Origin of the sequence: Pseudomonas caricapapayae (assembly GCF_001400735.1) — a bacterium.
Classification (GTDB): domain Bacteria; phylum Pseudomonadota; class Gammaproteobacteria; order Pseudomonadales; family Pseudomonadaceae; genus Aquipseudomonas; species Aquipseudomonas caricapapayae.
Genome location: NZ_LJPW01000140.1, coordinates 51,157 through 73,945 on the forward strand (window position 1 = coordinate 51,157; position 22,789 = coordinate 73,945).

Below are 22,789 nucleotides of genomic sequence, written 5' to 3' on the forward strand. Positions count from 1 at the left end.
GCTTCGACAGTGAGCCCGTTCGGGCCCTTCGGTTCGAAGGCACCATCGGTATGCCATTAAGGAAAGATCATGCTCAGCCATTTCGGGAATGAAGCCACACCGCTGGATCAGCGTCTGACGCTGCTATTGCTTGCTCAGGATCAGCCTGACTTTCTGCGCCGCGCCCTGAAGTATTACAGCGATTATCCGTGCAGCGTCATCGTGGTTGACGCTTCTCCCGAACCTGACACGCAGATCGTCGAACGCGCAGGGCTGCGGTACATCCACAACGCGGCGCTCAACGGTGCCAGTTTCAGCGCCAGGATTGCAGAAGGTCTCAGTAAAGTGGCCACACCCTTTGTGGTGTACGCCCAGGCCGACAGTTTCCTGCTACCGGGTGCACTGACAGAGGCGCTGACTTTCCTTGAAAGCAACGAGCGCTATGGCGCCTGCCAGGGCTACAGCCTGAGTTATCAGGCCTACGTCGATCATGTGGAGTATTTCCGCCGGGACCGCAAGGTTCAGGAGGATTACGCATCTGCTCAGGCGGATGAGCGAATGCTGAGCTTCATGGGGCAAAGCCTGTCGCTGCTCAATGCAGTGACCCGCACCGCCCTGGCCCGGCAGTGGTTCAGCGCGGTCCCTGAGGGCACCGAACTGCACTGGCAGGAAATCGGCCATATGACCTTCATGGTCGCCTCTGCCGCGCTGCGCATTTTGCCCATTCCCTATGCCTTGCACGCCAAAGCCGACAAGGATCCGGAGCATCGTTACGGTGCCGTCATCGCTGGCGCGGTCAAACACATTGACCCCAAGGCCAAAGCGGGGCGCGAAGCGTTTGCACGCATGCTCGTTTCATCCCTGGGTAACGCTTCGGGCTTCGAAAGAGAGCAGGGCGAGCGCCACATACTGGCCGGTCTCGCGGCGATGGCTGAATGCCTCGATACTCAGGCTTATCAGGCCGACGAAAAAATCATCAAATCGGTCTGGAATGTCGCATTGACCCAGTCGGATGCACTTTTCGAACCTCGCCAGTTCGTTGAAATGCCTTTTTACAACCAACCGCTGTTTGACGAACTGGCGAGGATCGAGTTTCTGATTCACCTGTTGCCGGCCGGTCATGTGCAACTGGAAGGGCTCGAGGCCGCCCTGGTCAAGCAGGCTGAATTGTTGCACGAGCAGAACAACCCGGATGCCGAGTCGCGTCTGAGTCGTCTATGGCAAGCCTATGCAACGTATGCGTTCAGTCACGGTGTCGTGCAAGCGCTGGCTGAGGAGTTGGGCAAGTCTCAGGACGAGGAAGATCAGGAGTGCGCCGAGCGTATCGGTGCCTGGGGTCAGCGCCTGCAGGCGGATTCCGCTTTCGATAACAGCCAGCTGTTGCGTGGCATGGCTTCCGGCAAACTGCTCGACTGGCTGGATTCGCGTGATCCAGCGCCGGAACAGCTGAAAAAACTCACCGCGCAACTGGCGAGCAAGCCTGCCGGTTCGCAGATCGGCATTTTGCTGCTTGATCTGGAAGCCGATGTGTTCAAGCTGCAAGCAACGTTCGACAGTCTGATCAATGGCCATTATCGGGCGTTCAAGGTCGTGGTGTTCACCACCGGGGAGATGCCGTCAACGACGACGTTGAGCAACACCGTGCACTTTGTGAAAGTCACCGAAAGCAATTACGTCGACAAGGTCAACCAGGTCGTCAAGCAGTCGCCCAGCGACTGGCTGATGCTGGCGCAGGCAGGTGAAGTGTTTACCCGCAGCGGCCTGTTGCTGGCCAGCACCGAGCTGGTTGATGCAGCGCAATGCCGGGCGGTGGCCGTGGACGAGATTCACCGTCAAGCCAATGGCACCCTGGCACCGTTGTTCCGGCCGGGCTTCAACCTCGATCTCTTGCAAAGCGTGCCGACCCTGGCCGCTCGGCACTGGCTGATTCGTCGCGATCTGCTGGCGGAGGCGGGCGGCTATTCACGAGCGTTTCCCAAGGCACTGGAATTCGATTTGCTGCTGCGCCTGATCGAACAGGGCGGCATGAGTGGTCTGGCGCACCTGAGCGAGCCGGTGATGATCTGCGACGCCCCCGAGCTGGAAGACAATCAGGACGAACACAAGGCGTTGACGCGTCATCTCGCGCAACGTGGGTATCAGGCTGAAGTCAGCTCGGCATTGCCTGGCACCTACAAGATCGATTATCGCCATGCCCATCGGCCAGTGGTCTCGATTCTGCTGCACAGTCAGGACAACCTGCCGGAACTGCAACGCTGCCTGCACAGCATCCTGCAGCGTACCCGCTATCAGCGCTATGAGGTGCTGATCGGTGATAACGCCAGTACCTCTGCGGAACTGTCGACCTGGCTCGATCAGCAGCAACAGTTGTCCAGCCGGGTACGCGTGTTCCGCGCCGACACCCGCATGAACACCGCTGCCTTGCGCAATCTGGTCAGCCAGGAGGCCAAGGGCGAATACCTGATTCTGCTGGATGCCGAGAGTCAGATCGTCAATGTCGGCTGGATCGAATCACTGCTCAATCAGGCGCAGCGTCCCGAAGTGGGCGTGGTCGGGGTACGTCTGGTGGACCGTGAGGGCACCATCACCCAGGCCGGTCTTATTCTGGGGCTCAATGGCGGGGTCGGTTCCGGCTTCGTCGGCGAGTCGAAGAAGTCCCGCGGCTACATGCAGCGGCTGACGGTCGAGCAGAACTACTCTGCGGTGTCATCGGCCTGCCTGATGATTGCCAAGGATCTGTACGATGCGCTGGGCGGGCTCGATGATGAGGCTTTTGCCGAATTTCTGGGCGATGTCGATCTGTGCCTGAAGGCCGCGCAGTCAGGTTATCTGACTGTCTGGACTCCGCATGTTCAGGTGGTGCATTCCGGTGTGGTTAATGCTCCCGAGCAAGTGCTTGGCGCGCTGATCGAAAAGTGGCCGGCGCAATTCGCGCAGGACGAAGCCTACAATGCCAACCTCGATCTTCATGGTCAGGGCTTCACGCTGGCTATTTAAGCTGCATGCAGCACGCGATCCGGCTGTTTCCAAGGCCGGATCGTGGTCGTCCTGACGCGACTTCATTTTATTTTTTACCCCCGCCAATAATCGCAAAGCGTGCAAACCGGCGTGACCTGCGGGTCATAACGTGCATCTTCACTGTATTGTGTTACAGGGAGCGACACGCGTCTGGCTTGCTTTCACAGGCTTTGCGCCCTGAAAATGTCTGCAAACCACCTTTATTCGGTAGCGCCCTGATCTTGTCGGGACGAAAAATGACCTGTTTACTCATCGGGAAGCCATGATGATTGGCATTAAAAGCATAGCGAGTTACGTGCCCACTGCTGGCGTGGATAACTACGCTCAAGGTGCCAGTTTCGGCAAGGATGAAGATTTCATCCTCGGGAAAATCGGCTCCACGTTCCTGCCGCGCAAAGACGCTGGCCAGGAAACCTCGGATCTGTGCGTTGAAGCGGCCAATACGCTGTTTGCCAGCAACCCGCAGCTCAAGCGTGAAAGCATTGATGTACTGATCGTCGTCACTCAGAACGGCGACGAAGAGGGGCTGCCGCACACCGCAGCCATCGTTCAGGACAAGCTGGGCCTGTCGACCAACGTTGCCGCGTTCGATATTTCGCTGGGTTGTTCCGGCTATGTCTACGGCATTTATGCGATCAAGGGTTTTATGGAAGCGGCGGGCCTGAAGAACGGGCTGCTGATAACCGCTGATCCGTATTCGAAAATCGTCGACCCGCAGGATCGCAACACCACCATGTTGTTTGGCGATGCCGCGACGGCGACCTGGATGGGTGAGGACGCTGCCTGGCAACTGGGCAAGGCAAAATTCGGTACCGACGGTTCGGGTGCGCCGCACTTGAAGGTCAGCAACGGCGTATTTTTCATGAACGGCCGTCAGGTGTTCAATTTCGCCTTGCTCAAAGTGCCCGCGCATCTGCACGAGCTGTTGGGCGAGTCGGAGCTGACGCCGGACGATATCGACGCCTTCTGCATCCATCAGGGCAGTGCGGCGATTGTCGATGCCGTGGCACGGCGTTTCGAGGACAAGCCCGAGAAGTTTCTCAAGGACATGGTCGAAACGGGTAACACCGTATCGTCCAGTATTCCGTTGTTGATTGAAAAACACGTGCTCAACTCGTCCTGGCACCGTGTCGCGTTGAGCGGTTTTGGTGTGGGGCTCTCCTGGGGTTCAGCCATTATCTATAAAGCCTGAATCACCGTCGGCTATTAAAGAGCGCCCGGGGTCTTGACGACTGCGGGCGTTTTTTTTGAATAATCGATTCTGTTCACATGTTTGAACTTCGGTACTTGCCGGATTTGCCCGGCGCGCTAAGTTCAGGTCGTGGTTTTTTGCCCCGTCCTGATGGTTTGATTTCGACCTAATCCCTTGTTTTACAAGGGGTTCAGGAATGATGGCAAAATATTCAAAAAAAACCCTCAAGCAACCTGCCATCGCGACGATAACTATTACGAAGGTTCTCTAGGCACACCCGGCGCTAGCAGGGGCCGGAAGCCACGTAGTACCAAACCAACGAGGAATTCATCATGGCTTTAACAGTAAACACCAACGTAGCATCGTTGAACGTCCAGAAGAACCTGGGTCGCGCTTCCGACGCACTTTCGACCTCGATGACTCGTCTGTCTTCCGGTCTGAAAATCAACAGCGCCAAAGATGACGCTGCCGGCCTGCAAATCGCTACCAAGATCACTTCGCAGATCCGTGGTCAGACAATGGCGATCAAAAACGCCAACGACGGTATGTCCCTGGCTCAGACCGCTGAAGGCGCTCTGCAAGAGTCGACCAACATTCTGCAGCGTATGCGTGAACTGGCTGTTCAGTCGCGAAACGACAGCAACAGCTCTACTGACCGCGACGCGCTGAACAAAGAATTCACCGCGATGAGTTCCGAGCTGACCCGTATCGCCAACAGCACCAACCTGAACGGCAAGAACCTGATCGACGGTTCCGCCAGCACCATGACTTTCCAGGTTGGCTCCAACTCGGGCTCTTCGAACCAGATCACTCTGACTCTGAGCGCAAGTTTTGACGCAAACACCCTGGGTGTCGGCTCGGCCATCACTATCGCCGGTTCCGACAGCACTGCTGCAGAGACCAACTTCTCTGCTGCAATTGCCGCAATCGACTCGGCTCTGCAGACCATCAACTCCACCCGTGCTGACCTCGGTGCTGCACAAAACCGTCTGACCAGCACCATCTCCAACTTGCAGAACATCAACGAAAACGCCAGTGCTGCACTGGGTCGCGTACAAGATACCGACTTCGCTGCTGAAACTGCACAGCTGACCAAGCAACAGACCCTGCAACAGGCTTCCACCTCTGTTCTGGCTCAGGCTAACCAGCTGCCATCCGCTGTACTGAAACTGCTTCAGTAATATCGGCATGAGTTTTAGCGGGGGAGTGCGTAACAGCGCTCTCTCGCTTTTTTACTTTCGGAGGTGATGGTCATGGATATGAGTGTAAAGCTGAACTTGTCTTATCCGGCCGCTCAACCGGCGAGTCAGGCTCCGCTGCCGGACAAGTCTGTTGACAAGCCTGCCGATACGCCGACAGTCGAGCGTGTTGCAGCCCCCGCGGAGAGTAAAGGCTCAGATCTGCACAAGGATGATTCTCACGACGAGGCGAAAGTCAAAGCCGCTGCAGAAGACATCCAGAAATTTTTTCACTCGGTCAAACGCAATCTCGAGTTCTCGATTGACGAAGCTTCTGGCAAAGTGATCGTGAAAGTGATTGCCAGTGATTCTGGTGAAGTGGTTCGACAGATTCCCAATGCAGAAATCCTGAAGCTGGCCGATAGCCTGAGTGATGCGAACAGTTTGTTGTTCCGCGCCAAGGCCTGACCGCCAGTAAGGTATTTGTTGCCGTTTTGCCAGTCCTTTGACGGGGCGGCAAGACTGGCGACATTCTTGAAGGGAGAAGCACAATGGCAAGTCCAATTACATCTTCGACGGGTCTTGGCTCGGGTCTGGCAATTACTGCCATCGTTGAAGGTCTTGTAGGGGCCGAGAAGGCACCCAAGCAGAACCAGATCGACAAACAGACCGCGGCCACAACCGCATCACTGTCGGGTGTCAGCCAGCTGACGTCGGCACTCGCGGCGTTCCAGAAAACCCTGGATACCCTGGGCAGTTCCACGACGCCTGCGTTTCAGGGCTTTGCTGCGACATCGGCCGATGAAGCAGTGGTCAAGGCGACAGCGGGCAATACGGCAGTCAACGGCACGTACGCTATTGGTATAACCCAACTGGCAACGCCCTCGAAGGTTGCTACTGCTGCGCTGAATGCCACGCAGGCGAGTGCTATTCCGAGTGGTACCCTGAAAATCACTCAAAATGGCACTGATTACAATGTCCTGGTCGACAAGACCTCGACGCTGCAGGAAGTGCGCGACAAGATCAACTCGACCCTGCAGGGGAAAGGCATTACTGCCAACATTATCAACGACAGTAACGGTTCGAGGCTGGTGTTCAGTTCGACCACGACTGGCAAGGGCAGTGACATCTCGGTGGTGGGGGCTTCCGGTCAGGAGGCGTTGAACATCGACGGTACCAAGTTGATGAGTTCCACAAGTGCCGGTACTGATGCAAGTGGTAAAGCCATTCCTGGTGCCGGTGCGATCGTCGATGTTGCCAAGGATGCCGAGTTCACGGTCGATGGGCTGAGTCTCACCAGCAAGACGAATACCGTGAGCACGGCTATTTCCGGTCTGACATTCGAACTGGTCGCGCCCAGCACCGCTGCCAGCCCGACCACCACGGTTACGGTAGCCACCAACACCGACGGCCTGAAGTCGTCGCTGCAGTCCTTTGTCGACTCCTACAACACACTGGTATCGCTAGTGTCTTCGCTGACCAAGGGGAGCATCGACGCCGATGGTAAATACACTGCGGCCGCTTTGACCGGTGACGCCACCCCGCGCGCGTTGCTGGCAACGATACGTAGCCAGATCGCCAGTGCCACTTCGGGAGCTGGCCTGAGTTCGCTTTCGCAGCTGGGGATCAAGACTCAGCAGGCGGACGGCAAACTGTCATTGAATACGAGTGAATTCACCACGGCATTGAGTGATAAAAAACTGGGCAGTCAGATCCAGGCGATGTTTACCGGTGCAACAAATGCCGATGGCACCACCTCGGATGGTTTGATTGCGCGCATGAACAAAGCGCTGCTGCCTTATACGAAGTCCGACGGAGTTCTGGCCAGCAAGACCACCAGTCTCAATAAAGTGCAGACCCGGCTCGCCAGTGATCAGGATGCCCTCGACCGTCGTATTGCGAGTCTGACTACAACCCTGACCAAGAAATATAATGCGATGGACCTGGTTGTCGGGCAGCTCAAAGCAACCGCGACCAATATCACTTCTATTTTTGAAGCGATGAACGCGCAGAAAAACGCCTCGTAAAAAGCGTTGCAGAAGTGCCAGGAACCCGACGCCATGTCGGGTTTTTGCTTTTGGGCTAAAGTTTCTGCGCGATACGTCGATAGCTTGAGTATCAGTATTATGGATTTGCGACGAGGTCCCCTTTATGAATCCGATGTTAGCGTTGCGGCAGTATCAGAAGATCGGCTCCCAGGCTCAGACCTCGGAGGCCAGTCCTCACCGTCTGGTTCAGATGTTGATGGAGGGTGGTCTCGACCGTATCGCTCAAGCCAAGGGTGCCATGGCGCGCAAGGACATCGCCAATAAGGGTGTGTTCATCAGCAAGGCTATCGGCATCGTGGGTGGGCTTCGTGAAGGTCTGGATCTGGAAAACGAGCCCAGCGAAGCGCTGGTCAGGCAGGACAGTCTCTATCACTACATGATGACGCGTCTGGCCGAGGCCAATGCCCGCAACGATCAAAAGATGCTCGACGAAGTTGCCGGCCTGCTGATCACTGTCAAGGAAGGCTGGGACGCTATCGGCACCGCGCAATAAGCAATAATTTGCTGCCCTGAGGAGAACAAGACAATGAGTGCTGCGCTCAAGCGTATCGAAGAAACCCGGGAAGCCTTGGTGGGGGCGTTGGCCGAGCGCGACTGGGAGGCTATCGTCAAGCTTGACCTGGCATGCCGCGAGTGTGTCGATGCCGTTGTCAGCGAGGCGCCCGCCGACGAGCCGGCGCTGCGCAGCAACCTTGAGGAATTATTAGGGGTCTACAGGCAACTGATTGATGTTGCAACCGGGGAGCGTCAAGCCGTCGTCGATGAAATGGCTCAAATCCAGAATGCGAAGAACGCGACGAAGGTATACCATCTGTTCGGTTAATGTTTAATTGTCATTTTTATTGTTCGACAAGAATTTCGCCATAAATTTGACTGTGTCCGTTTTTTTGACTTAACTAGTGATGTTTACTATTTTCTGGCGTCTCAAGGTTTATACAGCTGAGATGCCAAGCTGCCCCCCAATCATGAGCATTGAGTTGACTAGGGAAGTTGCTATTGCATGTGGCGTGAAATCAAGATTCTGCTAATCGATGACGATAGCCAGCGCCGCCGGGATCTGGCGGTTATCCTGAATTTTCTTGGCGAAGAAAATCTCTCCTGTTCAAGCCAGGACTGGCAACAGGTGGTCGGCTCTCTGGCGTCCCCACGAGAAGTGCTGTGCGTGCTGGTCGGTAGCGTAAGTGCTCCGGGCAGCCTGCAAGGGCTTCTTAAGACCATCGCAGCATGGGATGAGTTCCTTCCGGTGCTGCTGATGAGTGAAAATTCTTCTGTCGAGCTGCCGGAGGACTTGCGCAGGCGGGTTCTTTCCGCGCTCGAGATGCCTCCCAGCTACAGCAAGCTGCTCGACTCCCTGCACCGTGCCCAGGTCTATCGCGAGATGTACGATCAGGCCCGTGAGCGCGGTCGTCATCGAGAGCCCAACCTGTTCCGCAGCCTGGTAGGCACCAGTCGCGCGATTCAGCACGTGCGGCAGATGATGCAGCAGGTTGCAGATACCGACGCCAGCGTACTGATTCTTGGCGAGTCGGGGACCGGCAAGGAAGTGGTTGCGCGCAACCTGCATTACCACTCCAAGCGCCGCGACGCGCCGTTCGTGCCGGTCAACTGCGGTGCCATTCCCGCCGAACTGCTCGAAAGCGAGTTGTTCGGGCATGAGAAGGGCGCGTTCACCGGTGCAATCACCAGCCGTGCAGGCCGCTTCGAGCTGGCCAACGGCGGTACGTTGTTTCTCGATGAAATCGGCGACATGCCGCTGCCGATGCAGGTCAAACTGCTTCGCGTCCTGCAGGAGCGCACATTCGAGCGAGTGGGCAGCAACAAGACGCAGAGCATCGACGTGCGCATTATTGCCGCGACGCACAAGAACCTCGAAAACATGATCGAGCTTGGCAGCTTCCGCGAAGACCTTTATTACCGTCTCAATGTGTTCCCCATCGAGATGGCACCGTTGCGCGAACGTGTCGAAGACATACCGCTGTTGATGAACGAGCTGATCTCGCGCATGGAGCACGAAAAGCGCGGCTCGATCCGATTCAACTCGGCCGCGATCATGTCGCTTTGCCGTCATGCCTGGCCGGGCAACGTCCGTGAGCTGGCCAACCTGGTCGAGCGCATGGCGATCATGCACCCCTATGGTGTGATCGGTGTGGCCGAGCTGCCGAAGAAATTCCGCTACGTTGATGACGAAGACGAGCAGATGGTCGACAGCATGCGCAGCGATATCGAAGAGCGCGTTGCCATCAACAGCAACACGCCGAACTTCGCTTCTGGCGCGATGCTGCCCCCCGAAGGGCTTGATCTGAAAGACTACCTTGGTGGTCTGGAGCAAGGCCTGATCCAGCAGGCGCTCGATGATGCCAACGGTATTGTCGCCCGCGCTGCGGAGCGCTTGCGGATTCGTCGCACCACACTGGTAGAGAAGATGCGCAAGTACGGTATGAGCCGTCGTGAAGGTGACGAACAGGCAGATGATTGACGCCTTGATTCAGCGCCAAAAACCAAGCCCCTGAATTTTCAGGGGTTTTTTTTCGGCACGAGGATTGCTAAGTCTCTCTTAACACACCGTTTACTGACGGTCCGCCACGAGAGAGATGAACCATGTCCCAGGCCGCCCAACTGACTTCCGCCCTATCTGCCCAGGCTCAGTACTCTCCGGAGCTGGAAAGTCGTCAGGGGCTGGAGCAGGCGTTCTCGCTGTTCAATCAGATGTCCGCGCAACTGACCGATTCCTACGGCCTGCTGGAAGCGCGTGTCACCGAACTCAAGGGTGAGCTGGCCCATGCCGGAGCTCAGCGTCTGCAGGAGCTGGCGGAAAAAGAGCGGCTGGCAAACCGTCTGCAGAACCTGCTTGATCTGCTGCCCGGCGGAGTGATCGTGATTGACGGCATGGGTGTGGTGCGCGAAGCCAATCCAGCTGCCATCGATCTGCTCGGTCAGCCCTTGTTGGGCATGCTCTGGCGCCACGTTATCAGCCGCTGCTTTGCGCCCCGCGAGGATGACGGTCACGAAGTCTCCCTCAAGGACGGCCGCAGGCTTTCGATTGCCACACGTTCTCTGGATGCCGAGCCCGGGCAACTGGTGCTGCTCAATGACCTGACTGAAACGCGGCACCTTCAGGAGCAACTGGCCCGTCACGAGCGATTGTCATCGCTGGGGCGCATGGTCGCTTCTCTGGCGCATCAGATTCGTACGCCATTGTCGGCCGCCATGATCTATGCCAGCCATCTGACCGAGCAGGAACTGCCGGTGGAAACCCAGCAGCGTTTTGCTGCACGGCTCAAGGATCGTCTGCATGAGCTTGAACATCAGGTTCGCGACATGTTGGTGTTTGCCCGTGGCGAGTTGCCGCTGACGGATCGGCTCACGCCCGGCGCGTTGTTTCAGGCCTTGCAAAACGCTGCAGCGACCCATGTGCAGGGTGTGTCAGTGCGTTGGCAGTGCGACAGCATCGACGGCGAGTTGCTTTGCAACCGCGATACCCTGGTCGGTGCGTTGCTCAACCTGATTGAGAACGCAGTCCAGGCCAGTGCCGGCCACACATGCCTGAAGATTCATGCTTACAGCCGCGGCAACGTGTTACGGCTGTGTTTCAGTGATAACGGCAGCGGCATGGACAAGGTCGCGCTGGCACGCATCGGTGAGCCATTCTTCACCACCAAGACCACCGGCACCGGACTGGGTCTGGCCGTGGTGACGGCGGTGTCGCGTGCGCATCAGGGTGGCGTGCATTATCTGTCGCGGGTCGGTCGTGGCACTTGCGCTATTGTCAGCTTGCCACTGATCCCTGCATCCAGCCCGACAGGTACTAACTGATGTCGATCAATGTGCTGTTGGTCGAGGACGACCGTTCGCTTCGGGAGGCGCTTGGAGAGACCCTTGAGCTGGCCGGTTACCGGTATCAGGCCGTTGGCTCCGCCGAAGAGGCGCTGGTGGCTGCCGAGGCGCAACCGTTCAGTCTTGTGATAAGTGATGTCAACATGCCGGGTATGGACGGCCATCAGTTGCTGAGTCTGCTGCGCAATCGCCATCCGCAATTGCCGGTGCTGCTGATGACTGCTCACGGCGCAGTCGAGCGTGCGGTCGATGCCATGCGCCAGGGTGCTGCGGATTATCTGGTCAAGCCCTTCGAGCCCAAGGCATTGATTGCGCTGGTTGCGCGGCACGCCCTGGGTCGTCTGGAACCTGCCGAGCATGACGGGCCGATTGCTGTCGAGCCCGCCAGCATCCAGTTGTTGAACCTCGCCAGCCGAGTGGCGAAAAGCGACTCCACCGTGCTGATCTCCGGCGAGTCAGGGACCGGTAAAGAAGTGTTGGCGCGTTTCATTCATCAAAACTCGCCGCGTGCCGATAAGCCGTTTATTGCGATCAACTGCGCTGCGATTCCGGACAACATGCTGGAGGCGACGCTGTTCGGTCATGAGAAGGGCTCGTTTACCGGTGCCATTGCAGCGCAGGCCGGCAAGTTCGAGCAGGCTGACGGCGGAACGATCTTGCTTGACGAAATTTCCGAAATGCCTCTTGGGCTGCAAGCCAAGTTGTTGCGTGTGTTGCAGGAACGGGAAGTCGAGCGCGTCGGTGCGCGCAAGCCGATTATTCTGGATATTCGCGTAGTCGCGACCACTAACCGGGATCTGGCGGGCGAAGTGGCCGCAGGACGCTTTCGTGAAGATCTGTTTTATCGCCTGTCGGTGTTTCCGCTGGCATGGCAGGCGTTGCGTCAAAGGACTGCCGATATTCTGCCGTTGGCCGAGCGTCTTATAGCCAAGCACGTCAATAAAATGAAGCACGCGCCGGTTCGTCTTTCTGTCGAGGCGCAGCAGTGTCTGGTCAGCTACCCGTGGCCCGGCAATGTGCGTGAGCTGGATAACGCCGTACAGCGTGCGTTGATTCTGCAGCAGGGCGGTGTGATACAGGCGCAGGATTTCTGTCTGTCGGGGCCGGCGGTTAGCGGGATTCCGGTCGCCGCGCTGGCAGAGACTGTGGCGTCTTTGCCTGTCACATCCCAGGCGGACAATTCCGGCGCCGTCCTCAATCCGGAATCGGTCGGTGCGCTGGGCGATGACCTCAGGCGTCGCGAGTTTCAAATGATCATCGACACCCTGCGCTCGGAACGCGGTCGTCGCAAGGAAGCTGCCGAACGCCTGGGTATCAGCCCGCGCACATTGCGCTACAAGCTGGCGCAGATGCGTGACGCTGGCATGGACGTGGAAGCCTATCTGTTCGCCACCTGAGCAGGTGGCACTGACGACCGGTCATGATCGACGGTCGCTGAATATTCGTATGACGATGCAGGCTGGAAATACCTGGATAGCCCCGAAATACGGGCGGTCTGGAATGATGTGATGTCGAGCAACATGGCATTCACGTCTGGTGTGGCAAATAGCCGCCATCTAGCTGGCACCGTTGTTGCTATGTCTTCTGTACCCGCTGAATCAGTGTCAAAAATTTGCGGGCCTTACGAGAGAAAACGTCCATGAGCCAAGGTGTTGAATTTAATCGCTTGATGTTGGATATGCGGGCCATGCAGATGGATGCGATGTCTGCACCCAAGCCCGTGTCCGGCGCGCAGGAAGCCGGCGCCAGCAGCTTTGCCGACATGCTTGGCCAGGCCGTCAACAAGGTTGCGCAGACCCAGCAGGCGTCCAGTCAGTTGGCCAATGCATTTGAAATCGGCAAGAGTGGCGTCGACCTGACCGACGTCATGATTTCGTCGCAGAAAGCCAGCGTGTCTTTTCAAGCGTTGACCCAGGTTCGTAACAAGCTGGTTCAAGCTTACCAAGACATCATGCAGATGCCGGTTTAAGGGACGTACTGAGTCATGGCCGAAGCAACAGCCGATCCCGTTCCAGCACGAGCGGGCGCTTCCGAGAAGAAACCGTTGTTCGGTTTGTCTTTTCTGGAAAACCTTTCCGAAATGACCATGCTGCGTCAGATCGGCCTCATGGTCGGTCTTGCCGCGAGCGTGGCCATCGGCTTTGCCGTGGTGCTCTGGTCCCAGCAGCCTGACTATCGTCCGCTTTATGGCAGTCTGGCGGGCATGGACAGCAAGCAGATCATGGACACGCTGACTGCAGCGAACATCAACTACACCGTCGAGCCCAATTCCGGCGCGTTGCTGGTGAAGTCCGATGACGTGCAGCGTGCGCGCATCCAGCTGGCGCAGGCGGGCGTGGTGCAGAACGACGCCAATATCGGTTTCGAGATCCTCGACAAGGACCAGGGGCTGGGGACCAGCCAGTTCATGGAAGCCACGCGTTATCGTCGCGGTCTGGAAGGCGAACTGGCTCGTACCATCTCCGCCCTGAACAACGTCAAGGGTGCCCGCGTGCACCTGGCGATCCCGAAGAGTTCGGTATTTGTCCGTGATGACCGCAAGCCAAGTGCCTCGGTACTGGTCGAGCTGTACGCCGGTCGTTCGCTGGAGCCCAGCCAGGTCATGGCCATCATCAATCTGGTGGCTACCAGTGTTCCCGAACTGAGCAAGTCGCAGATTACCGTCGTGGACCAGAAAGGCGCTCTGCTTTCCGATCAGGCGGAAAACTCCGAACTGACCATGGCCGGCAAGCAGTTCGACTACAGCCGTCGCATGGAAGGCATGCTGACCCAGCGCGTGCAGAACATTCTGCAGCCTATTCTGGGCAACGATCGCTACAAGGCCGAAGTCTCGGCGGTGGTCGATTTCAGCGCCGTCGAATCGACCGCCGAAAGCTTCAACCCTGACCAGCCGGCCTTGCGCAGCGAACAGTCGGTCAACGAACAACGTTCCAGCAGCTCCGGTTCGAGCGGGGTTCCGGGGGCATTGAGCAATCAGCCGCCCGGTCCAGCAACGGCTCCACAGAATGCGACCGCAGGTGCGGCCGGTGCGGCCGGCCCTATCGCTCCAGGTCAGCCGCTGCTGGATGCCAACGGTCAGCAGATCATGGACCCGGCGACCGGTCAGCCTGCACTGGCTCCGTACCCGGCCGACAAGCGCGTACAGTCGACCAAGAATTTCGAACTGGACCGCTCGATCAGCCACACCAAGCAACAGCAGGGCCGTCTGACCCGTCTGTCGGTCGCGGTGGTGGTCGATGACATGGTCAAGACCAATGCGGCCAACGGTGAAGTCACTCGTGCGCCGTGGAGCGCAGCGGATCTGGCTCGCTTTACGCGGCTGGTGCAGGATGCCGTCGGGTTCGACGCCAGCCGCGGTGACAGCGTCAGCGTGATCAACGTGCCGTTCTCCAGCGAGCGCGCCGAAGTGTTGCCTGAAGCTTCGTTCTACTCACAGCCCTGGTTCTGGGACATCGTCAAACAGGCGGTAGGGGTGATCTTTATCCTGATCCTGGTGTTCGGCGTACTGCGTCCGGTGTTGAACAACATCACCACCGGCAAGAGCAAGGAACTGGCCGGTTTCGGTGGCGACGCCGAGCTGGGTGGCATGGGCGGCCTGGATGGCGAGTTGTCCAACGACCGCGTCAGCCTGGGTGGCCCGCAAAGTATTCTGCTGCCTAGCCCGACCGAGGGTTACGACGCACAGTTGAACGCAATCAAGAGCTTGGTGGCCGAAGATCCGGGTCGTGTGGCCCAGGTCGTGAAAGAGTGGATTAACACTGATGAATGATCGAGCCATGGTAGCCAAACTCTCTAAAGTCGAGAAAGCCGCAGTATTGCTGCTTTCTCTCGGCGAAACCGATGCTGCTCAGGTGCTCCGGCACATGGGCCCCAAGGAAGTCCAGAAAGTGGGCGTAGCGATGGCTCAGATGCGCAACGTGCATCGTGAGCAGGTCGAAGAGGTGATGAGCGAGTTCGTCGACATCGTCGGCGATCAGACCAGCCTTGGCGTCGGTTCTGATGGCTATATCCGCAAAATGCTGACCCAGGCACTGGGCGAAGACAAGGCCAACGGCCTGATCGACCGGATCCTGCTGGGTGGCAACACCAGTGGTCTGGACAGCCTCAAGTGGATGGAACCGCGTGCCGTTGCCGACGTGATCCGTTTCGAACACCCGCAGATTCAGGCCATCGTGGTGGCTTATCTTGACGCCGATCAGGCGGGCGAGGTGCTTGGGCATTTCGACCACAAGGTCCGTCTGGATATCATTCTGCGTGTTTCTTCGCTCAATACGGTGCAGCCAGCAGCGCTCAAAGAGCTCAACCAGATTCTCGAGAAGCAGTTCTCCGGTAACGCCAACACGTCGCGTACTACCCTGGGTGGTATCAAGCGTGCAGCCGACATCATGAACTTCCTCGACAGCTCCATCGAAGGCGCGCTCATGGATTCGATCCGCGAGGTCGACGAAGACCTTTCGGTACAGATCGAAGACCTCATGTTTGTCTTCAACAACCTCTCCGACGTGGACGATCGCGGTATCCAGGCGCTGTTGCGCGAAGTGTCCTCGGACGTGCTGGTACTGGCGCTCAAGGGCTCGGACGAGGCGATCAAGGAAAAAATCTTCAAGAACATGTCCAAGCGTGCCGCCGAACTGTTGCGCGACGACCTGGAAGCAAAAGGTCCGGTGCGTGTCAGCGATGTGGAAACCGCCCAGAAAGAAATCCTCACCATTGCGCGTCGTATGGCCGAGGCCGGCGAGATCGTACTCGGTGGCAAGGGTGGCGAGGAAATGATCTAAGGATTCAGCCGACTCATGTCCAGTTCCAATAAAGAATCGGCCAGCGACCTCATTCGCGCCAAGGACGCCGGGTTACTCGATATCTGGGCGCTGCCCAGCTTCGATCCGCATGTGGAGCCCGAGCCTGAACCCGAGCCGGAGCTTGTCGACGAACCGGCCGAGATGGAAGAAGTACCGCTGGACGAAGTTCAGCCGCTGACCCTGGAGGAGCTGGAAAGCATCCGTCAGGAGGCCTGGAACGAAGGTTTCGCCACCGGTGAAAAGGAAGGTTTTCACAGCACTCAGCTGAAAGTGCGTCAGGAGGCGGAAGTTGTTCTGGCGGCCAAGGTCGCCAGTCTGGAACAACTCATGGGCCACCTGCTGGCACCCATCGCCGAGCAGGATACGCAGATCGAAAAGGCCGTCATTCATCTGGTCGAGCATATTGCGCGGCAGGTGATTCAGCGTGAGCTGGTGACTGACTCCGGGCAAATCGCCAGCGTGCTGCGCGATGCCCTCAAGCTATTGCCGATGGGTGCGCAGAATCTGCGAATTTTCATCAATCCTCAAGACTTTCTGCTGGTCAAGGCCATGCGCGAGCGCCACGAGGAGTCGTGGAAAATCGTCGAGGACGAAGACCTGTTGCCGGGCGGCTGCAGGATTGAAACCGAGCACAGCCGTATCGACGCCAGCGTCGAAACGCGAATTGCCCTGGCGATTTCCAAAATGCACGACCAGTTGCATGAGCAAGTGACCCATCCGGCGGCGGCCGACCTGAACATCGAACTGGATGCCTCGTCGGCAAAGGCTTCCAGCGTTGCCGAACCCGACACGGACACGCTCGATGCGCCTTGATCGCACCAGTTTCGGCAAGCGTCTCGGTTCCTATGCCGAGTCGATCAGCCTGCCTGCTCAGCCGGTGGTGGAGGGGCGCCTGCTGCGCATGGTTGGCCTGACACTTGAAGCCGAAGGTCTGCGTGCGGCGATGGGCAGCCGTTGTGTGGTCATCAACGATGACAGTCATCACCCGGTTGAAGTCGAAGCTGAAGTGATGGGGTTTTCTGGCGGCAAGGTGTTTCTGATGCCGGTCGGCAGCGTAGCGGGCATTGCGCCCGGCGCGCGCGTGGTGCCGCTGGCCGATACCGGCCGCTTGCCCATGGGCATGAGCATGCTGGGACGGGTGCTTGATGGTGCAGGCCGGCCGCTGGATGGCCGCTCGCCGATCAAGGCTGAAGACTGGGTGCCGATGGATGGCCCGACCATCAACCCGCTCAAGCGCGATCCCATCAGCCAGCCGCTGGATGTCGGCATTCGCTGTATCAACGGTTTATTGACGGTCGGTCGCGGCCAGCGCTTGGGGTTGTTTGCCGGTACTGGCGTGGGCAAGAGTGTGCTGCTGGGCATGATGACGCGCTTCACCGAAGCGGACATCATCGTCGTCGGCCTGATCGGCGAGCGGGGCCGTGAGGTTAAAGAGTTCATCGAGCACATCCTCGGCGAAGAAGGCCTCAAACGTTCGGTTGTGGTGGCCTCGCCAGCCGATGACGCGCCCCTGATGCGCTTGCGTGCGGCGATGTACTGCACGCGAATCGCCGAATACTTTCGTGACAAGGGCAAGAATGTTCTCTTGCTGATGGACTCCCTGACCCGTTTTGCGCAGGCCCAGCGGGAAATCGCTCTGGCCATTGGTGAGCCCCCGGCAACCAAGGGCTATCCACCTTCCGTGTTCGCCCGTCTGCCCAAGTTGGTGGAGCGTGCCGGCAATGCCGAAGCGGGTGGTGGTTCGATCACTGCCTTTTACACGGTCCTGTCGGAAGGCGATGACCAGCAGGACCCTATTGCCGACTCCGCTCGAGGTGTGCTCGACGGCCACATCGTGCTGTCCCGGCGCCTGGCCGAGGAGGGCCATTACCCGGCCATCGATATCGAAGCTTCCATCAGTCGGGTCATGCCTGCAGTGGTCAGCTCCGAGCACATGGCGCGTGCGCAGCACTTCAAGCAATTGTGGTCGCGTTATCAGCAGACCCGCGACCTTATCAGCGTGGGTGCCTATGTAGCGGGTGGCGATCGCGAGACGGACATGGCGATTGCCCTGCATCCGGTGCTGGTGCGTTATCAGCGTCAGGGGCTGCGCGACAACGAAAGCATGCAAGGCAGCGGCGAGGCGCTGGCGTCGATATTCGCACCGGCACCGGGGGGCTGATAGCCCATGGCTCAGAGTCGAGCGGCGCGTCTGGCGCCAGTGGTCGAGATGGCTGAAGCGGCCGAGCGAACGGCGGCCCAGCGGCTCGGGCATTTCCAGGGGCAGGTCAACCTGGCCAATAACAAGCTGCAGGAGCTTGACCAGTTTCGTCAGGATTATCAGCAGCAGTGGTTGCAGCGCGGCAGTGCCGGAGTCTCCGGGCAGTGGTTGCTGGGTTACCAGCGCTTTCTCAGTCAGCTCGATGTCGCCGTCGCCCAGCAGTACAAAAGTCTTGAATGGCACAAGGCCAATCTCGATAGGGCGCGCAGCGCCTGGCAGGATTGCTATGCGCGGGTCGAAGGCTTGCGCAAGCTGGTGCAGCGTTATATGGACGAAGCTCGCAGGCTGGAGGACAAACGAGAGCAGAAACTGCTCGACGAGTTATCGCAGCGTCTGCCTCGTCACGAACAATTCTGACGTTTGACCCAATCGGACCCGCGGTGATCTCTCAGGCTGGTCTACGCTATCAATGTCTCGGTGATGAAACACCTCGAGGTTCTCATGACAGTCAATTCCGAACGTTCTGCCGATGGCCAGACGCTGACCCTTTACATAGAGGGGCGCTTTGATTTCAACTCCCATCAGGCGTTTCGCGCTGCCTACGAGGATTATCCGCAGACACTGAGCTACGTGGTCGACTTGCGCGGTACTCATTACCTGGACAGTTCCGCGCTGGGAATGCTGTTGCTGCTACGCGATCATGCCGGTGGCGACAAAGCAGTGGTGCGCCTCGTCAATTGCACTCCCGATGTGTTGAAGATTCTGGCCATTTCCAATTTTTCGAAGCTGTTCGAATTGAGCATCCCCAGTGCAGCCATCCCCGAAAAAACTGTGCATTCTGATCGCCGATGACAGTGCCAGTGACCGCTTGCTGCTTTCAACTATCGTTGCACGGCAGGGTCACAGGGTTCTTTGTGCCGGCAATGGCGTCGAGGCAGTGGCCATTTTCAAGGCTGAAAGCCCGCAGTTGATTCTGATGGACGCCATGATGCCGGTCATGGACGGCTTCGAAGCGGCACGACGCATCAAGGCGATGACCGGCGAGTCGCTGGTGCCAATCATCTTTCTCACCTCGTTGACCGAAGGCGAGGCGCTCGCACGCTGTCTGGACGCGGGTGGCGACGACTTCATGTCCAAGCCTTACAACCCGCTGGTGCTGGCAGCCAAACTCAATGCCATGAACCGTTTGCGGGTATTGCACGAAACGGTCCGTCTACAACGCGACCAGATCAGCAAGCACCACGAGTACCTGCTCAACGAGCAGCGTGTCGCCAAGGCGGTGTTCGATCAGATCGCCCACGCCGGTTGTCTGGGGGCCGGCAATATCCGCTACCTGCAGTCTCCCTATGCACTGTTCAACGGTGACCTGATGCTGGCCGCCTATACGCCGGCAGGGCACATGCAGGTGTTGCTCGGAGATTTCACCGGCCATGGCTTGCCGGCTGCCGTCGGGGCAATGCCGCTCGCCGAAGTGTTTTACGGCATGACCGCCAAGGGTTATGGCCTGGTTGAAATCCTTCGCGAAATGAACGCCAAGCTCAAGCGTATCCTGCCGGTCGACATGTTCTGTTGTGCAACGCTGCTGTGTATCAATCTTCCGCAACGGCAGGTCGAGGTCTGGAGCGGTGGCTTGCCGGACGGCTATCTGTTGCGTGGCGCGGAGGGTGAGCACGTACCGCTGGCCTCCAATCACCTGCCGCTTGGCGTAATGAGTGTCGATGCTTTCGATGCGCGCACCGATGTCTATCCGCTGGCACCGGGCGATCGCGTTTTTCTGTTGTCCGACGGGGTGCTCGACACCAGCAATAGCAATGAAGAGCTGTTTGGTGCGCAGCGTTTGCGGCAAGTCCTTTCTGCCAATCGAGAGCCGCACTTGTTGATCGAGGAAATTCTCGAGGCCCTCAACGATTTTGGCGGCAAGGCGCGTGACGATGTCAGCCTGTTGGAAGTCAGCGCCGTGGAGGCACCGCTGGAGAGTCTGCCTGCCCTGACATATTCGGACAGTGGCGCATCCAGCCCGCTGGACTGGTCGGCGAGCTTCGAGTTCCGCGCGTCCACGCTCAAGCGTTTCAACCCGCTGCCTTATGTCCTGCAACTGTTGCTGGAAGTTCATGGCCTGCGCAATCAGGGCGCTGCGCTGCATATGGTGCTTGGCGAACTGTACAGCAATGCGCTGGAGCACGGTGTGCTGGGACTGGATTCGGCGCTCAAGCATGATGCAGCAGGTTTCGCGCTGTATTATCAGCAGCGGGCCGAGCGTCTCGACAGGCTCCGGTCAGGCTTCATCCGCGTGACTGTTCAGGTTGAGCCCGTCGCAGACGGTGGTCGGCTGACCCTCAGCGTCGAGGACAGTGGTCAGGGATTCGATGTTGAAAAAGCCCGGATGTTGATGCCTGCGAACAACGAGTTGTATGGCCGCGGGCTGCGGCTGGTGTGCGAATTGAGCCGCGAGGCGCGGTGGTCCACAGATGGCAGGATTGCCTGCGTGGAATTTTCCTGGGAGGGAGTGGCATAATCCCCGCCTGGAGTCTTGATCAAGGAGTGAACAAGTGTCGATTCATCTGGATTACAGCGTGTTGAATGCCTTGCAGGAAGTCATGGAGGACGAATATCCAACCTTGCTGGATGTGTTTCTCAAGGATTCCGAGCAGCGTATCGCGCAACTGCTGCTTGCGGTTCAGGCTGCCAGCCCTGACTTTCAGGAGTTGAGCCTTACCGCTCACAGTTTCAAGGGCAGCAGCAGCAATATGGGGGCCTTGCAACTTTCCGAGCTGTGTCGCCAGCTCGAAGAGCAGGCTCGTCAGCAGCGGTTCACTGGCCTGACAGAGCTGATCGGCAAAATCGACAGTGAATACATGACCATTCGCGGTCTGTTCAATTCCGAACGGCAATTATTCGTCAGTTGAGCGCTGATTTTTTAGCCCTCGATCTTCTCTTGTCGGACAGCTTTTAGAATTTGGCCCGCATATTGCTATATGTTCTGGTAAGGCGATAACCAGCAGCTATGCGGAGACCGAAATGCCCCTTGCCACCAATGCGCTTCTTCAGGCCACAAGCACTGCGACCTCCAGGTCCGCTGCGGCCAATAATGCGGTCAAGTCTGCTGACAGCAGCAAGGACGGGGCCTCCAGCTTTTCCAACGTCTATGCCAAACAGGCAAAAGAGGCTGTGCCTTCCCGTGACGATGCGCCGGTCAAGCCAGCCCGCGACAAAGCCGCGCCTGACAAAGACAAGGTTGCTGCAGGCAAGGACAAGTCGACGAGCGATCAGGCGAATGCCGCCGACAAGTCGAGCGTTGCCGATAGCGGCAATGATTTGCCAGCCAAATCCGTTGCTGCCGACGATGATACGGCCAGGCAGGATTCCAGGCAGGAGGACGCACAGGCATCCGCGGACCCGGCATTGAGCGACACCTCGGCGATTGTCGATCCGGTTCTTGACCCGGCCCTGCAGGCCATGGCTGCCCAGGTGCCTGGCGCTCCGGTAGCCGCCAGGCCGCAAAGTGCGGACGTCCCGGCTCAGCCAGTCGTTGCGACGCTTGTGGCTACCCAGGTCGCACCGCCAGTGGTGGCCGAAGACGCGTTCAACCCTGACGCCGATCCGCTTGACGGTCTGGATGCAGTGCAATTGGCACTGGAAAACGCCAATGCCAAAACCCAGCTGGCTGCACAGAATACTCAGGCTGCCAACAAGGCGACGCCGACCAACGCAGAAGCTGATCCAAACCAGAATGCTGTCAATAACCTGTCGGCTTTGACAGAGCAGCTTCCTTCTGAAGGCAGCAGCACGGAAAGCAGTGACAAATCGTTCAGCGGTTTGATCGGCGAGGGCCTGAAGGATGTCAAAAGCGCAGCTGGCGACACTCGCGTAGACAACTTTGCCGATCGCCTCGCAGCATTGAGCCAGGCCGCGCAGCCTGCCCGCGTGGCCGCAGCACCTGCGTCCGCACCCTTGATGAGTCAGCCGCTGGCCATGCATCAAAGCGGCTGGACCGAAGGCATCGTCGACCGCGTCATGTATCTGTCGAGCCAAAACCTCAAGACCGCCGATATCAAGCTGGAGCCTGCCGAGCTCGGGCGCCTGGACATTCGCATCAACATGGCCCCGGAACAGCAGACCCAAGTGACGTTCATGAGCGCCCATATGGGTGTGCGTGACGCCCTTGAAAGCCAGATGTCGAGGCTGCGTGAGTCGTTCGTTCAACAGGGGCTTGGCAACGTCGACGTCAATGTTTCCGATCAGTCGCAACAGCAGGCTCAGCAACAGGCTCAAGAGCAGGCCAGTCGCGCCCAGCGCAGCGGTCGTGGCAATGGCATGAGCTCCAGCGATACCTCCGATGAAATCGCAGGCGTCGATGCGGCCATTCCGGTCAGCCAGCCAGCAGCACGTGTGATCGGCACCAGTGAGATCGATTATTACGCGTGAGGCAAGCTGTCCAGATTCGATTCTATTCGCAACGCTCGGCTCTGAGTCGTGAAGCGGTTCTACGGCATCAGGGGGTGGGGGCTGGGGTTCGACTCAGGTCAGCTTTTCGCCCCTCG

20 protein-coding genes are annotated in these 22,789 nt (G+C 58.3%); all 20 read left to right on the forward strand.

Annotation, left to right across the window (positions count from 1 at the left end; genetic code table 11):
* Positions 1-69 precede the first annotated feature (69 nt).
* The 20 genes from ALO80_RS19600 (at position 70) to ALO80_RS19695 (ending at position 22,673) form a co-directional block, all read left to right on the forward strand.
* Complete coding sequence (locus ALO80_RS19600) at positions 70-2,976, forward strand: TIGR00180 family glycosyltransferase (RefSeq protein ID WP_055010197.1); 2,907 nt, start codon at positions 70-72, stop codon at positions 2,974-2,976.
* A gap of 286 nt (positions 2,977-3,262) precedes the next feature.
* The gene (locus tag ALO80_RS19605) at positions 3,263-4,189 is read left to right on the forward strand and encodes a ketoacyl-ACP synthase III (RefSeq protein ID WP_055010198.1); all 927 of its coding nucleotides are present in this window, start codon (positions 3,263-3,265) and stop codon (positions 4,187-4,189) included.
* Positions 4,190-4,521: 332 nt separating this feature from the next.
* A complete protein-coding gene (locus ALO80_RS19610) occupies positions 4,522-5,370 on the forward strand; it encodes a flagellin domain-containing protein (RefSeq protein ID WP_055010199.1) in 849 nt (282 codons plus the stop codon).
* 72 nt (positions 5,371-5,442) lie between these two features.
* Entirely contained in the window at positions 5,443-5,835 is a 393-nt protein-coding gene (locus ALO80_RS19615) for a flagellar protein FlaG (protein ID WP_055010200.1), read from the forward strand.
* Between the two features lie 83 nt (positions 5,836-5,918).
* Complete coding sequence (fliD, locus tag ALO80_RS19620; protein WP_055010201.1) at positions 5,919-7,394, forward strand: flagellar filament capping protein FliD; 1,476 nt, start codon at positions 5,919-5,921, stop codon at positions 7,392-7,394.
* 124 nt (positions 7,395-7,518) lie between these two features.
* Positions 7,519-7,908, forward strand: coding sequence for a flagellar export chaperone FliS (gene fliS, locus ALO80_RS19625; protein WP_055010202.1), 390 nt, complete (start codon positions 7,519-7,521; stop codon positions 7,906-7,908).
* Positions 7,909-7,941: 33 nt separating this feature from the next.
* Positions 7,942-8,238, forward strand: coding sequence for a flagellar protein FliT (fliT, locus tag ALO80_RS19630; protein ID WP_044419807.1), 297 nt, complete (start codon positions 7,942-7,944; stop codon positions 8,236-8,238).
* 177 nt (positions 8,239-8,415) lie between these two features.
* Positions 8,416-9,891 carry a transcriptional regulator FleQ gene (gene fleQ / locus ALO80_RS19635; RefSeq protein ID WP_002554296.1) on the forward strand — a complete coding sequence of 492 codons (1,476 nt, stop codon included), beginning with the start codon at positions 8,416-8,418 and terminating at the stop codon, positions 9,889-9,891.
* 122 nt (positions 9,892-10,013) lie between these two features.
* Positions 10,014-11,228 carry a sensor histidine kinase gene (locus tag ALO80_RS19640; RefSeq protein WP_055010203.1) on the forward strand — a complete coding sequence of 405 codons (1,215 nt, stop codon included), beginning with the start codon at positions 10,014-10,016 and terminating at the stop codon, positions 11,226-11,228.
* Positions 11,228-12,646, forward strand: a complete 1,419-nt coding sequence (locus tag ALO80_RS19645) for a sigma-54-dependent transcriptional regulator (protein WP_055010204.1) — start codon at positions 11,228-11,230, stop codon at positions 12,644-12,646. The genes ALO80_RS19640 and ALO80_RS19645 overlap by 1 nt, the downstream gene beginning before the upstream one ends.
* Before the next feature lie 242 nt (positions 12,647-12,888).
* Positions 12,889-13,218, forward strand: coding sequence for a flagellar hook-basal body complex protein FliE (gene fliE, locus ALO80_RS19650; RefSeq protein WP_002554293.1), 330 nt, complete (start codon positions 12,889-12,891; stop codon positions 13,216-13,218).
* Between the two features lie 15 nt (positions 13,219-13,233).
* Positions 13,234-15,018, forward strand: coding sequence for a flagellar basal-body MS-ring/collar protein FliF (fliF, locus tag ALO80_RS19655; protein WP_055010205.1), 1,785 nt, complete (start codon positions 13,234-13,236; stop codon positions 15,016-15,018).
* Positions 15,011-16,027, forward strand: a complete 1,017-nt coding sequence (gene fliG, locus ALO80_RS19660; protein ID WP_002554291.1) for a flagellar motor switch protein FliG — start codon at positions 15,011-15,013, stop codon at positions 16,025-16,027. The genes fliF and fliG overlap by 8 nt, the downstream gene beginning before the upstream one ends.
* Before the next feature lie 15 nt (positions 16,028-16,042).
* Entirely contained in the window at positions 16,043-16,861 is an 819-nt protein-coding gene (gene fliH, locus ALO80_RS19665) for a flagellar assembly protein FliH (RefSeq protein ID WP_055010206.1), read from the forward strand.
* The gene (gene fliI / locus ALO80_RS19670; protein WP_055010207.1) at positions 16,851-18,209 is read left to right on the forward strand and encodes a flagellar protein export ATPase FliI; all 1,359 of its coding nucleotides are present in this window, start codon (positions 16,851-16,853) and stop codon (positions 18,207-18,209) included. Before fliH ends, fliI begins: the two co-directional genes overlap by 11 nt.
* A gap of 6 nt (positions 18,210-18,215) precedes the next feature.
* The gene (gene fliJ / locus ALO80_RS19675; protein WP_002554288.1) at positions 18,216-18,665 is read left to right on the forward strand and encodes a flagellar export protein FliJ; all 450 of its coding nucleotides are present in this window, start codon (positions 18,216-18,218) and stop codon (positions 18,663-18,665) included.
* 84 nt (positions 18,666-18,749) lie between these two features.
* Positions 18,750-19,100 carry an STAS domain-containing protein gene (locus ALO80_RS19680; protein ID WP_055010212.1) on the forward strand — a complete coding sequence of 117 codons (351 nt, stop codon included), beginning with the start codon at positions 18,750-18,752 and terminating at the stop codon, positions 19,098-19,100.
* Complete coding sequence (locus tag ALO80_RS19685; RefSeq protein WP_055010208.1) at positions 19,057-20,763, forward strand: fused response regulator/phosphatase; 1,707 nt, start codon at positions 19,057-19,059, stop codon at positions 20,761-20,763. The genes ALO80_RS19680 and ALO80_RS19685 overlap by 44 nt, the downstream gene beginning before the upstream one ends.
* A 34-nt stretch (positions 20,764-20,797) precedes the next feature.
* Positions 20,798-21,154: an Hpt domain-containing protein gene (locus tag ALO80_RS19690; RefSeq protein ID WP_055010209.1), complete on the forward strand. Its 357-nt coding sequence runs from the start codon at positions 20,798-20,800 to the stop codon at positions 21,152-21,154.
* A 112-nt stretch (positions 21,155-21,266) separates the two neighbouring features.
* Positions 21,267-22,673, forward strand: coding sequence for a flagellar hook-length control protein FliK (locus tag ALO80_RS19695; protein ID WP_055010210.1), 1,407 nt, complete (start codon positions 21,267-21,269; stop codon positions 22,671-22,673).
* Positions 22,674-22,789: the final 116 nt, after the last annotated feature.